The 11,867-nt window shown below is 68.3% G+C and carries 11 protein-coding genes; 8 read left to right on the forward strand and 3 right to left on the reverse strand.

Going from position 1 to position 11,867, the window contains the following annotated elements; translation table 11 throughout:
* The first annotated feature begins 54 nt into the window (after nt 1-54).
* Together ACQ3HB_RS13805 and hpf are read left to right on the forward strand one after the other, a co-directional pair.
* Nucleotides 55-741, forward strand: coding sequence for a ComF family protein (locus ACQ3HB_RS13805; protein WP_430920642.1), 687 nt, complete (start codon nt 55-57; stop codon nt 739-741).
* Nucleotides 742-846: 105 nt separating this feature from the next.
* A complete protein-coding gene (hpf, locus tag ACQ3HB_RS13810; RefSeq protein ID WP_430920643.1) occupies nt 847-1,500 on the forward strand; it encodes a ribosome hibernation-promoting factor, HPF/YfiA family in 654 nt (217 codons plus the stop codon).
* 18 nt (nt 1,501-1,518) lie between these two features.
* Here hpf and ACQ3HB_RS13815 read toward each other — a convergent pair whose 3' ends face one another.
* Nucleotides 1,519-2,151, reverse strand: coding sequence for a PadR family transcriptional regulator (locus tag ACQ3HB_RS13815; protein ID WP_430920644.1), 633 nt, complete (start codon nt 2,149-2,151; stop codon nt 1,519-1,521).
* A 294-nt stretch (nt 2,152-2,445) separates the two neighbouring features.
* Here ACQ3HB_RS13815 and secA point away from each other — a divergent pair, with 294 nt between their 5' ends.
* Both secA and ACQ3HB_RS13825 read left to right on the forward strand, forming a co-directional pair.
* Complete coding sequence (secA, locus tag ACQ3HB_RS13820; RefSeq protein WP_430920645.1) at nt 2,446-5,262, forward strand: preprotein translocase subunit SecA; 2,817 nt, start codon at nt 2,446-2,448, stop codon at nt 5,260-5,262.
* 213 nt (nt 5,263-5,475) lie between these two features.
* Nucleotides 5,476-5,814 carry a histone-like nucleoid-structuring protein Lsr2 gene (locus tag ACQ3HB_RS13825; protein WP_430920646.1) on the forward strand — a complete coding sequence of 113 codons (339 nt, stop codon included), beginning with the start codon at nt 5,476-5,478 and terminating at the stop codon, nt 5,812-5,814.
* A gap of 186 nt (nt 5,815-6,000) precedes the next feature.
* Here ACQ3HB_RS13825 and ACQ3HB_RS13830 read toward each other — a convergent pair whose 3' ends face one another.
* Complete coding sequence (locus tag ACQ3HB_RS13830) at nt 6,001-6,465, reverse strand: Rv3235 family protein (RefSeq protein ID WP_430920647.1); 465 nt, start codon at nt 6,463-6,465, stop codon at nt 6,001-6,003.
* A 143-nt stretch (nt 6,466-6,608) separates the two neighbouring features.
* Between ACQ3HB_RS13830 and ACQ3HB_RS13835 the strand changes: the two genes are divergently transcribed.
* Nucleotides 6,609-7,214, forward strand: a complete 606-nt coding sequence (locus tag ACQ3HB_RS13835) for a hypothetical protein (RefSeq protein ID WP_430920648.1) — start codon at nt 6,609-6,611, stop codon at nt 7,212-7,214.
* Nucleotides 7,215-7,274: 60 nt separating this feature from the next.
* On the opposite strand, the gene ACQ3HB_RS13840 is transcribed toward ACQ3HB_RS13835, so the two are convergent.
* On the reverse strand, nt 7,275-7,571 hold the full coding sequence (locus ACQ3HB_RS13840) for a helix-turn-helix domain-containing protein (RefSeq protein ID WP_430920649.1): 297 nt from the start codon (nt 7,569-7,571) through the stop codon (nt 7,275-7,277).
* A gap of 132 nt (nt 7,572-7,703) precedes the next feature.
* Between ACQ3HB_RS13840 and ACQ3HB_RS13845 the strand changes: the two genes are divergently transcribed.
* The 3 genes from ACQ3HB_RS13845 (at nt 7,704) to ACQ3HB_RS13855 (ending at nt 11,798) form a co-directional block, all read left to right on the forward strand.
* Nucleotides 7,704-8,336 (forward strand): hypothetical protein, encoded by a 633-nt coding sequence (locus tag ACQ3HB_RS13845; protein WP_430920650.1) that lies wholly within the window; start codon nt 7,704-7,706, stop codon nt 8,334-8,336.
* A gap of 2 nt (nt 8,337-8,338) precedes the next feature.
* Complete coding sequence (locus ACQ3HB_RS13850) at nt 8,339-9,619, forward strand: CpaE/TadZ family protein (RefSeq protein ID WP_430920651.1); 1,281 nt, start codon at nt 8,339-8,341, stop codon at nt 9,617-9,619.
* 310 nt (nt 9,620-9,929) lie between these two features.
* Complete coding sequence (locus ACQ3HB_RS13855; RefSeq protein ID WP_430920652.1) at nt 9,930-11,798, forward strand: C69 family dipeptidase; 1,869 nt, start codon at nt 9,930-9,932, stop codon at nt 11,796-11,798.
* Nucleotides 11,799-11,867 lie beyond the last annotated feature (69 nt).

The following is an 11,867-nucleotide window of genomic DNA, read 5'->3' on the forward strand; positions in this document are numbered from 1 at the left end:
TCCACAGGCGGCGTGAACCGCCCGGCGGGGAACCGCATCGTTCAGGCTGGATCGATGTCGCCCTCGAAGCACGCCGTGTTCGCCGCAACCCTCTCACGAGCGGTCCGCGATGCGTCCGCCCTCGTCCTCCCTGTCGCGTGCGCGGGGTGCGGCGAGACGGACACCCCGTTGTGCGGCGCGTGCACCACATCGTTCGGGCCGCTCGTGCGATGGTCGGCGCCGGACGGGATCCCGGCCAGCGCGGCGACCGCCTACGGGCCCGTCGTCAGCCGCGTCGTGCGGGCGTACAAGGACGAGGGTCGCCTCGATCTCGGTGCGTGGTTGTCGACCCTGCTGCTCGGCGCCGTCGCGGACGCGCTCGATCTCGCCGCCGACCGGTCCGCGCCGCCTCCCGGCATCGAGCTCGTCACCGTCCCCGCCTCGCGCACCGCTGCCGTCCGTCGCGGATTCCACCCCGTCGACCGCCTCCTCGACCGGGCCGGTCTGCGAGGGACGCGCCTGCTGCGATGGACCAGGCGCACGGCCGACCAGCGGGGCCTCGACCGGGCCGGCCGCCTCGAGAACCTCGACGGCGCGCTCGAGGCCCGTGGCGCGGCGGATCGCTCGGTGGTCCTCGTCGACGATGTGGTCACAACGGGTGCGACCACGTCAGAAGCGGTCCGCGCGCTCAGCGCCGCGGGGGCTTCGGTGATCGCCGTCGCGGCCCTCGCGAGGGCCGACTCGCCGCACGTTCAGCACTGAACCTCACAACTCTGATGACTTCCGCAGGCTGGGGCACTACGGTGGCAGGACAGGCGTGAAAGGACCGCCCCAGACCGGGCGGTCAGCCGGATCAGGAGGTCGAACGTGGACATCAACATCGTCGGACTGGGACTCGGAATCACGGATCGTTTCCGCGAGTACGCGAACGAGAAGTCAGAGAAGATCTCACACCTCGCCGAGCAGGCGCTGTCACTCGAGATCAAGGTCTCCCGCCACCACGACGCCCACGGGCGCAAGGGCGAAGACCGAGTCGAACTCACCCTCGTGGGACCAGGACCGCTCGTGCGGGCAGAGTCCACCGGATCGGACAAGTACGTTGCATTCGATCTTGCGCTCGCCCGGCTGCTCGAACGGCTGCGACGCTCGAAGGATCGCAAGAAGGTGCATCGCGGGAAGCAGCGCACGTCGCTCCACGCCGCGACCACCGACGGTTTCACGAACGTCGGTATCGTCGCCGCGGACCCCGAGCTCATCGAGCAGGTCTCCACGGGCAGCGTCGCGACGATCACGGACGAGCACGAGGAGGATGCGGCCTACACGCCGGTCGTCATCCGCACCAAGGAGTTCCCCGCCGAGTGGCTGTCCGTCGAGGACGCCGTCGACCGCATGGAGCTCGTCGGGCACGACTTCTTCCTCTTCATCGATTCCGGTTCGGAGCGCGCGAGCGTCGTCTACCGCCGCAAGGGCTGGGATTACGGCGTGATCAGCCTCGACGACGAACAGGTCGTCGGCTCCTAGGAGCCAGCACCCGCCCGCTCAGGGCATCGACGCGGTCGTCCGGTTCGCCGGGCGGCCGCGTCGTGGCGTGTCGGTCTCGAGCGGGAGACGGGCGGTGTCGGGCCCGGCGGCGTCGAGCATCGTCGCGACGTGATCGAGCCAGGTGAGTTCGGCTTCCGCGCGGAACCGTCGGGCGTCGGCGACGATGCGTGCGGCGATGCGCTCCCCGGGTGGTCGGAGTCCCTCGTCGCCGTGTGCCTCGAAGGCATCGAGTGCGGACGCGGAGATCGTGGCGCGGTCCACCCGGTCCGCTGCGGCGGCACGCTCTGCGGCGACGACCTCGACGACGTCGATGCCGGGGAGGGTCGCGGCGATGGCGATCTTCGCGGCGAGCTCGTCGCGGGTGGTGCGGACGGCGGAGTCCGCGGTCATGAGCCACCCGGATGCGACGGCGCGACCCGCATCGGTGATCCGGTAGAAGACGTGTCCCTCGGTGTTCGCGACGCCGCGTTCGACGAGTCCGTCGCGTTCGAGTCGATCGAGCGTGGCGTACGTCTGGCCGACGTTCAGGGAATCGACGACGCCCGTGCGGCGCTCGAACTCACCTCGGAGCTGGTAGCCGTAGCAGTCGCCTTGGGCGAGGATCGCGAGCAACCCGAGTCTGACGGACACCAGAGCCTCCAAAATGCATACCGTGTACTGATTCATGTCGACTCTACGCCGTGCCTCAGTCGAATCCGTGTCTGCCACGCATCGCGTCGTCGTCGGAATCGGTTTCGCGCGGTCGTCCGGATCGCCGCGGGAACCCCTGGTCGCGACTGTTCCCGGAGAGTTGTGGATACACAGCCTCCGTCCAAGCGACTCCCCGGTAACATGTGGGGAGGACTGCCCCGAGATCGGAGCAGGGAGTTCGTGCCGTCGGCCGGACGGGGCATCGCCCCAGGAACCCGTAATGGAGAGCAATTCGTGGCCTCACCACTAGAGAAGATCCTTCGTGTCGGCGAAGGTCGCATCCTCAGGAAGCTTCAGAACTACGCGAAGGCGGTCAACGCCCTCGAAGACGACTTCGCCTCGCTGAGCGACGACGAGTTGAAGAACGAGACGGTCGAGCTCCGCGAGCGGCACGAGAACGGCGAGAGCCTGAACGACCTCCTCCCCGAGGCGTTCGCGGCCGTCCGTGAGGCGGCTCGCCGCACGCTCGGGATGCGTCACTTCGACGTCCAGGTCATGGGCGGCGCGGCCCTGCACCTCGGCAACATCGCCGAGATGAAGACCGGTGAGGGCAAGACCCTCGTCGCGACGCTTCCCGCCTACCTCAACGCGATCGCGGGCAAGGGCGTCCACGTCGTCACCGTCAACGACTACCTGGCCACCTACCAGTCCGAGCTCATGGGCCGCGTCTTCCGCGCCCTCGGCATGACGACGGGCGTGATCCTCGAGGGCCAGACCCCCGAGCAGCGTCGCGAGCAGTACGAGGCGGACGTCACGTACGGCACCAACAACCAGTTCGGCTTCGACTACCTGCGCGACAACATGGCGTGGCAGGCCAAGGACATGGTCCAGCGCGGCCACTTCTTCGCCGTGGTCGACGAGGTCGACTCGATCCTCATCGACGAGGCGCGCACGCCGCTCATCATCTCCGGCCGCGCCTCCGGCGAGGCCAACCGCTGGTTCCAGGAGTTCGCCAGGCTGGCGCTCCGCCTGGACGAGGGCGAGGACTACGAGGTCGACGAGAAGAAGCGCACCGTCGGCGTGCTCGAGCCCGGCATCGAGAAGGTCGAGGACTACCTCGGCATCGACAACCTCTACGAGTCCGCGAACACGCCGCTCATCTCCTTCCTCAACAACGCCATCAAGGCGCGCGCCCTGTTCAAGAAGGACAAGGACTACGTCGTTATGAACGGCGAAGTGCTCATCGTCGACGAGCACACGGGCCGCATCCTCGTGGGCCGCCGCTACAACGAGGGCATCCACCAGGCGATCGAGGCCAAGGAGGGCGTCGCCGTCCAGGCCGAGAACCAGACGCTCGCCACCGTCACCCTGCAGAACTACTTCCGCCTCTACGAGACGCTCTCCGGCATGACCGGTACGGCCGAGACCGAGGCAGCGGAGTTCATGTCCACGTACAAGCTCGGCGTCGTCGCGATCCCCACGAACAAGCCGATGCAACGCATCGATCAGTCCGACCTCGTGTACAAGAACGAGGAGGCGAAGTTCGCGCAGGTGGTCGAGGACATCGTGCTCCGCCACAAGGCGGACCAGCCCGTCCTCGTCGGCACCACGAGCGTCGAGAAGAGCGAATACCTCTCGCGTCTCCTCGCGAAGAAGGGTGTCAAGCACGAGGTGCTGAACGCCAAGAATCACGCTCGCGAAGCCGCCATCATCGCGCAGGCGGGACGCCTCGGTTCCGTTACGGTCGCCACCAACATGGCCGGTCGTGGAACCGACATCATGCTCGGCGGCAACGCCGAGTTCCTCGCCGTCGCCGCCATGAACGCCAAGGGCCTGAGCCCCGCGGAGACGCCTGACGAGTACGAAGCGGCCTGGGATGACGTCTTCGCAGCCGTCAAGGCAGAGGTGCAGGAGGAAGCGGACAAGGTCGTCGAGGCCGGTGGGCTGTACGTCCTCGGCACCGAGCGCCACGAGTCGCGCCGCATCGACAACCAGCTGCGTGGTCGTGCCGGCCGTCAGGGCGACCCCGGTGAGAGCCGCTTCTACCTCTCGCTCACGGACGACCTCATGCGCCTCTTCAACGCGGGTGCCGCAGAGAGCCTCATGGGCCGCCAGAACGTGCCGGACGACCTCGCGATCGAATCGAAGATCGTCAGCCGCGCCATCCGGAGTGCGCAGTCGCAGGTCGAGGCTCGCAACGCCGAGATCCGCAAGAACGTCCTCAAGTACGACGACGTCCTCAACCGCCAGCGCGAAGCGATCTACTCGGACCGCCGCCACATCCTCGAGGGCGATGATCTGCACGACCGTGCTCAGCAGTTCCTCGAGAGCGTCATCGACGAGGTGCTCGACGAGCACACGGGCGAGGGCAACGGCGACGACTGGGACTTCGACGCCCTGTGGACCGAGCTCAAAACGCTGTACCCCGTTGGTCTCACGATCGACGAGGTCGTCCAGGAGGCGGGTGCCAAGGGGCGGATCAACCGCGACTTCATGCGCCGCGAGATCCTGTCCGACGCGAAGCTCGCCTACTCCAACCGTGAGGAGGCCCTCGGCGAGACCGCGATGCGTGAACTCGAGCGTCGCGTCGTGCTCCAGGTGATCGACCGCCGCTGGCGCGACCACCTGTACGAGATGGACTACCTCAAGGACGGCATCGGCCTCCGCGCCATGGCGCAGCGCGACCCGCTCGTCGAGTACCAGCGCGAGGGCTACGCGATGTTCCAGCAGATGATGGGGCAGATCCGTGAGGAGAGCGTCGGCTTCCTGTTCAACCTCGAAGTCGAAGTCAATGCCGTCGATGGCGCCGAGGCGCCCGCGATCAGCGCACGCGGACTCACCCAGGAGACGCCGGAGAACGAGAAGCTCAGCTACTCGGCTCCGAGCGAGCAAGGCGGCGTGGAAGTGCGCAACCAGCGTGGCCAGATTGAGAAGGCCGCCACGGAGCGCGCTCAGCGTCTGCAGCGCGAAGCCACGGTCGTGAACGAGTCCGGTGAAGCGGCGAAGGCTCCTGAAGCCCCTGCCGCTCGCGGTGCATTCGGTCAGAAGACCGAAGCTCCCGAGGCCGCTCCGGTGAACCGCGCAGAGCGTCGGGCCAAGGGCAAGAAGTAAGTCCCGTCGCCTCGCGACATTCCTCACCGCCGTCTCTCGAGCACTTCGCTCGGGAGGCGGCGGTGCTTCGTTTCTCGGACGAATTCAGTTGATATTCACGCTGTGATAAGCGATCGGGAATGAGCCGATATGAGACACGGCTGTCAATCATGAGCGAATGTGCGAGCGATTGGCTATGCTTTTCCCATCCCCCGAACAATGATGGAGTAACCAATGGCACAGAAAGTCATCACCACACTTGTCGACGATCTTGACGGAACGGCGATTGAGGACGGCAAAGGCGAGACGGTCAAGTTCGCGATCGACGGCTCCGAATACGAGATCGATCTGACGAGCGACAACGCGACGGTACTGCGCGAATCCCTCAAGCCGTTCATCGGTGCCGGCCGTCCGATCAAGCGTGGTCGCCGCACGTCCACCGTGAGCACGCGCAACAGTGCTGAGAACCTGTCGGCCATTCGTGAGTGGGCTGCACGCAACGGTCACGAGGTCTCCTCCCGCGGTCGTATTCCGCAGCGAGTGCAGGACGCATTCAAGGAAGCCAGTAAATAGAACTCAGGCGTACGCCTTATTTCCACGAGGGTCGGCGAATGCCGGCCCTCGTGGTCGTTTCCTTGGATGATCTACAGCTGTCGGTTATATCTGTCCCCAGAAATGCGGACATTCCACACATGGTGCATAAACTCGATTCGATGAATAGCCGGACGGTCAATATTCGCTCGTCCGAATGAGCCGAGTTCACAGCACGCTGATGGACGTCGCTCTCCAGCGGTGGTCGAGTCCTTCGAGTCGAATGGCGACGGCGCGCGAGCGAGCCTTTCCGTGCACCATGACAACGGCCTCGATGATGCCGTCCCGAGGTTCGGACACGGTGACGCTGCCCACCTGAATGATCGGGCGGACCGTGGGAAGTCCTTTCACTCGTCTGGCGCGCTCGGCGAGGATGACGCGTTTCACGAGCATTCCGTGGACTTCCTCGGTGATCCATCTCGCCAATTGGCTGAGTTCGCGCGCGCCGGCGATCACCTCGATGACGCTGCGCGTGAGATTGATGAGGAGCGGTTCCGGATTCGGGAGTTCATGGCTGCACGACGGCTGCTCGCCGAAGAAGTCGTCTGGCCGGAACCGGTTGGTGTGGGCCTGGGTGTTCGCGTGCGAGCTCGAATGCGGCTGCGGGGCGCCGTGCGGTGAAGCGAAACTCACAAGTGTCTCCCAACGTGTGCGGGTCGTCAGTGACCGACCATCTGGAATATCTAATCAATCATGGGAGTGGCTCGTTGTCCAGGAAATCCATTCCCTGTGGACAAGCGCCGACGCCCGTCCTCGATCCCCACTAGCGTCGGTGGATGCGATGGGACAGCCTGTTCGACGACCTCGAGGGGCAGCTCGACGACGAACTCGGGGCGGATGACGCGGAGGCCGGAATCGAGGAGGAGCGGCTGCGTCGCGGGCGACTGATGCTGCGGGACCGGCTCATCGCGCTGTCCGGTGCCGGATCACCGCCGCTCGCGCTCGGGTTCACGGACGGCTCGACGGCGCGCGTCATCGTGATGTCCTTCGGCAAGGACTGGCTCGTGGCGGCTCCGGAGCCGCAGGGCGGCGGCAGACGGCCGGAGATGGTCGTCCCGATCTGGGCGGTCGCCACGCTGCGACTCGCGCCGCAGGACGTCGAGCGCAGCCTCCAGCCCCGGCCGACGCCGGAACCGCGACTCACGGACCGCTTGACGCTGTCCTTCGTGCTGCGGGATCTGTGCCGCAGACGAGCGGCCGTGGCCGTGCGCCTCATCGGAGGGGACGGGGCGAGCACCGTCCGCGGAACGATCGACCGAGTGGGCCGTGACCACCTCGACCTCGCCGTCCACGAGGTGGGCCTGCCGCGACGCGCGGCGAACGTGAGCGAGATTCGAGTGGTGTCGTTCGCAGCGCTCGTCGCCGTCGAACACGCGGCTTGAGCCCATCGGCGCGGGGCGACGCGATGCGTGAGCGGAGCGGCGAGGCGAGGGGGAGCGGCGTCAGCCGCTGTGGCCGGTGAGGCGGATGACCTCGCCGCCGGTGAGTTCGGGAAGTTCCGGGAACTGGGCTTGTTCCCAGAGCCCGATGCGCCGGGCCTCCTCGTACTGGCCGTCGATGTAGCTCTCGAGGACGGGGCGTTCGATCCGCCAGGGTCCGCTGCGACCGACGCGAATGGCGGGCAGCTCACCCGACTGGATGAGTGCCATGACCGCAGCGGCCGAGACGTTGAGCACGTCTGCGGCGTCGGCGACGGTGAGGAACCGTCCGAGGCCGGTGTCGCGGTGCAGAAGGGTCATCCTTCGATTATCCGCGTTCGCCGCGCGAGCAGGCGGGGCTGTGGATAACTTCTTCGCGTTCGGCGGGAAGTCGTCACGATGGGTTCTGGCGCCGTGGTCGCGGTCGCGAATGACGAGGGACGGACGGTGGGCATGGCTGAGCTGACGACGAAGGGGAAGCGGCCGAGGGCGGTCTGGTTCGATCCTCGGTTCGCGATCGGGCTCTCGCTCGTGTTCGTCTCGGTGGCCGGCGTGTGGTGGCTCGTGTCGGCCACGGATCACACGGTCGCGGTCTACGCGGCACGCAGCACGCTCGTGGCTGGCGAGGCCGCGGCTGTATCGGAGCTCCGCCTCGTGCACGTCACGCTGGGTGGAGCGGAGCGTGCATACCTCGCGGCGGACGACGTGCCAGAGGGCGGCGTCGTGCTCACCCGGACGGTGCAGGAGGGCGAGCTCGTGCCGCGGTCCGCCGTCACGGAGTCCTCCGGCATCGGCGTCGCATCGGTCGTCGTCGACGTCGGGAGCGCGGTCCCGGCGTCGATCGGTGCCGGAAGCGTCGTGGACCTCTGGTCGGCGGCGCCGGGGCAATCCGGGGAGTTCGAGCCGCCCGCCGTGCTCGTCGCCGGCGTTTCCGTCGTCGGCACGATGGCCGACGACGGCCTGATCGTCCGCGGGGACGGAGTTCGCGTGGAGGTGTCCGTACCGCGCTCACAAGTCGCGGCCGTGCTGGCGGCGGTGGCGGCGGGACACCTCGTCTCGCTCGTGTCGGCCGAACCGGGGAGCTGAGCGTGCTCCGGGTCGCGCTCGCCCTCGATCATCGCGTCGAGGCCGACGTCCTCACCGGCATGCTCGAGCACGGGCACCGGGTCGCGCACCGGTGCATCGACGCGGAAGAACTCATCCGACGACTCTCCGAGCGGCAGGACGTGGACGTCGTGGTGGTCTCGGCGTCGCCGGCGTTGCTCACCGGTCAGCTCATCGATGCAGCCGATGCGACTGGTCTCCGTCTCGTCGCGGTGGCGGCGGACGAGACCGACCGCCGCCACGCCGCCTCCCTCGGCGTCGTGGACGTCGTCACGGCTCCCGTCGAGTGGGCCGACCTCGAACGCAGCCTGACGCAGGCAGATCCGGTCGTGGACGCGCGCGCACCGGATTCCCCGCGGGCGGCCGGACGGGTGACCGCTCTCTGGCGGGCGGGTGGATCACCCGGCTGCACAACCCTCGCGATCGGCATCGCCGCCGAACTCGCGGCGACGGGAGCCCGCGTCGTGCTGTGCGACGCGGACACGTACACCTCCGCCGTCGCGCCAACGCTCGGCCTGCTCGACGAAGCGCCCGGGTTCGCCGCGGCGTGCCGCCTGGCAGGCAGCGGCGCACTCGACGCGGAACAGCTCGATCGCGTCGCAGCGCTGCATGCGTCCCCCTCAGGCGACTTCCGGGTGCTCACCGGGATCGCGCGGGCCGCACGCTGGACCGAGCTCTCCGCGGAACGGGTCGCCGAGACCCTGGCCGTCTGCCGGACCTGGGCGGATCACGTCGTCGTCGATACGGCGTTCTGCATCGAGACCGACGAGGAGATCTCGAGCGACTTCTTCGCGCCGAGGCGGAACGGTGCTGCGCTCGCCGTGCTCGGCGCCGCCGATCGCATCGTCGAGGTGGGGGCGGGCGACCCAGTGGGACTCACGCGGCTGTTGCGTGGCCACTCCGAGCTCGTGGAACTCGTCGACCCCGATCACGTCTCGGTCGTGGTCAACCGGGTACGATCGGGCGCGATCGGCCTGGACGCGGCCGGACAGGTGGCATCCACCCTCGCACGGTTCGGCGGGGTCTCCGCAGCCGCGATGCTGCCGGACGACCCTCGCACGGCGGATGCGGCGGTGCTGGCACGACGAGCGGTGCGCGACCAGTCTCCGCGGTCGGCCCTCGCCGCCGGAATCCGTCGTTTCGTGGCATCGACGCTGCTCCCGCAGGCTGGCGAGACGGAGTCGAGACGAGCGCTCCGAGGTCGATCGGCGCGATCAGTGCGGTCGCGCCGAGCCGGGTCGCGCCGTCGCGAACGTCCGGCGTGAGTGCGGGGCGACGTGGCTCGGCGCCGCCGGGCGGAGGCATCGGGCGGCGACGTCGGACGGTTCCAGGGCCCGATCGCGCCTGGTTCTCGTCGGCCGATCCGCTCCATCGTGCGCGCGCGAGTAAGCCACAGTTGTTGATTTGGCAACGTGAGCGAGTGGCCGATAGAACGGAAGCGGCCCGCGAGCCAGCGGGACCACCACAACCGCATACGATCGCCGGGAGGCTCTCATCCTGCATCGACGACTGGCAACCGCCAGCATCGCCATCCTGTTCACCACCACGAGCGTCATCGCCGTCGGCCCATCCGCCATGGCGGAGCCCACCGGACAAACCGGAGCCAGAACCGGCACCAGCGCAGCGCTCGCATCCGCAGCTGCGACAGCACCGACCGCTTCGGCCGCGACCGCCGCGACCGCCGCCGGAGCACCACTCGGCCAGGCCGGCCCGACCGACGGCGAGCCGGACAAGAGCTTCGCGTTCTACGTCGGCAAGAACCGGTCCGCATCCGGTCACACCCTCCTCGGCGGATTCGGTCACGAACCGTCGAGCCACTGGGTCGAAGTCGTTCCGCGCCAGCAGCACGAACCGGGGTCGACCATCGTCGTCGGCGCCACTGAGGAGGCCGACATGCCCGGCGTCCTCACCGAGATTCCGCAGGCGCCGGAGACGGCTCGCTACATCACCTCGAACTACTCCGAATTCGCCGGCTTCCCGGCGCCGCTCACCAACGGCGGCCTCAACGAGCACGGCGTCGCGGCGCGCGACGTGTGGTCCAACTCGAGCGAGGCGTTGTGGGACCTGACCCCGCTCGACCAGACCGGTCCGAGCTACTCGGACCTCTCGCGGATCGCCATGGAGCGGGCGACGACGGCGCGCGAGGCTGTCGACATCGTCGGCTCGCTCATCAACGAGCACGGCTACACGACCTACGGCGGCAACTCCCACCTGTTCGCCGACGCGAACGAGGGCTGGGTGTTCGTCGAGTTCTCCGGCGGATCCGGGCTCTGGGCGGCTGCACGGTTGAGCGCGGACGACATCCGCGTCTCGTACCCCGGCTACATCCAGGACTTCCCGGTGGCGGCGCTCGACGGCACCGATCCGGACTTCGTCGGCTCTCCGAACCTCGTCGACGTCGCCGTCCAGCAGGGCTGGCGCGCCGCCGACGATCAGAGCGCCACGATCGACCTCCAGCAGGTCTACGGGCAGCCGTTCCCCACCGAGCCGTTCGACGTCGGCCAGGTCGCCGATCCGTCCGACACGGCGCCGTACCGCAACCCGGTGTCCCTGGAGGCCGAGCTGCAGGCGATGGACGAGCTCACCCTCCAGGACGCGATGCGCTACGTGCGTGACCCGCGATGGTCGGACGACCGCTCCGGGTACGGGCAGGTCGCCGAGCTCCGCGACGACCTCCCGGACCCCGGCCTGCAGACGCTCTGGGTCGCGGCGACGGCGGCAGTGACGGCCCCGTACATCCCTGTCATGATCGGTACGGAGGACGTCCCCGTCCAGTACGCGCAGCATCGCTATCTCACCGCCGGCGCCTCGGCGAGCTACCTGTCACCCGAGTTCGCCGAGCAGGAGGCGACCGAGTACGCGACGCAGACGTTCAAACGCCTCATGTACGCGACGTGCGCCAGGCCCGACGCCTACCTCGGCGACGTGACGCGGGCCCTCGAAGGCATGGAGGCGGATTCGATCGCCGAGCACGACCGGGTGATCGAGCGGGCGACGAAGGCCTACGCCTCCGGTGACGCGACCGGCGCCGAGCAGGCGCTGACCGCGTTGACCCACGAGCGGGCGCTCGACGGACTCGCGCTCGGCGGCTACCTGCTCGACGACATCCTCGAGCGCAGCACGAAGGACGGCGGCATCCACCTGCCCGACGTCGACGTGCCGGCCGGCACCACGGCCTCCGCGCGCAGTCTCAGCATGGAACTCGACGGCGCGACCTCGCGTGATCGCATGAACTGCGACGTCGGTGGCGGCTGGGCCGACGGGAGCACAGCAGACCGACAGGGTGCGTACGGCGACCCGGCCGACGTGCCCGACTACCGCGCGGCATCGGCCTCCGCCGACGTCTCCGGGCTCGGGTGGCTCTGGCTCGCCGTCACGGGCGTCGCAGGACTCGCGATCGGCGGAGCCGCGGTGTGGCTCATCGGACGCCGCCGGGCCGCGTAACGCAAGCTCGGAGAAGCACGCGCACAACTCCTTCAATCCGTCCGTCGCCGCATCGCCGGCCCTGATGTT

It is taken from the genome of Plantibacter lichenum (genome assembly GCF_050587525.1).
Taxonomy (GTDB): domain Bacteria; phylum Actinomycetota; class Actinomycetes; order Actinomycetales; family Microbacteriaceae; genus Plantibacter.

Bases quoted from the DNA above. Each gene is read 5' to 3' on its own strand.
- ACQ3HB_RS13845 (WP_430920650.1), top strand. From the start codon at position 7,704: ATGGCTGAGCTGACGACGAAGGGGAAGCGGCCGAGGGCGGTCTGGTTC.
- ACQ3HB_RS13840 (WP_430920649.1), bottom strand. From the start codon at position 7,571: ATGACCCTTCTGCACCGCGACACCGGCCTCGGACGGTTCCTCACCGTC.
- ACQ3HB_RS13825 (WP_430920646.1), top strand. From the start codon at position 5,476: ATGGCACAGAAAGTCATCACCACACTTGTCGACGATCTTGACGGAACG.
- ACQ3HB_RS13855 (WP_430920652.1), top strand. From the start codon at position 9,930: ATGGCGGAGCCCACCGGACAAACCGGAGCCAGAACCGGCACCAGCGCA.
- ACQ3HB_RS13805 (WP_430920642.1), top strand. From the start codon at position 55: ATGTCGCCCTCGAAGCACGCCGTGTTCGCCGCAACCCTCTCACGAGCG.
- ACQ3HB_RS13835 (WP_430920648.1), top strand. From the start codon at position 6,609: ATGCGATGGGACAGCCTGTTCGACGACCTCGAGGGGCAGCTCGACGAC.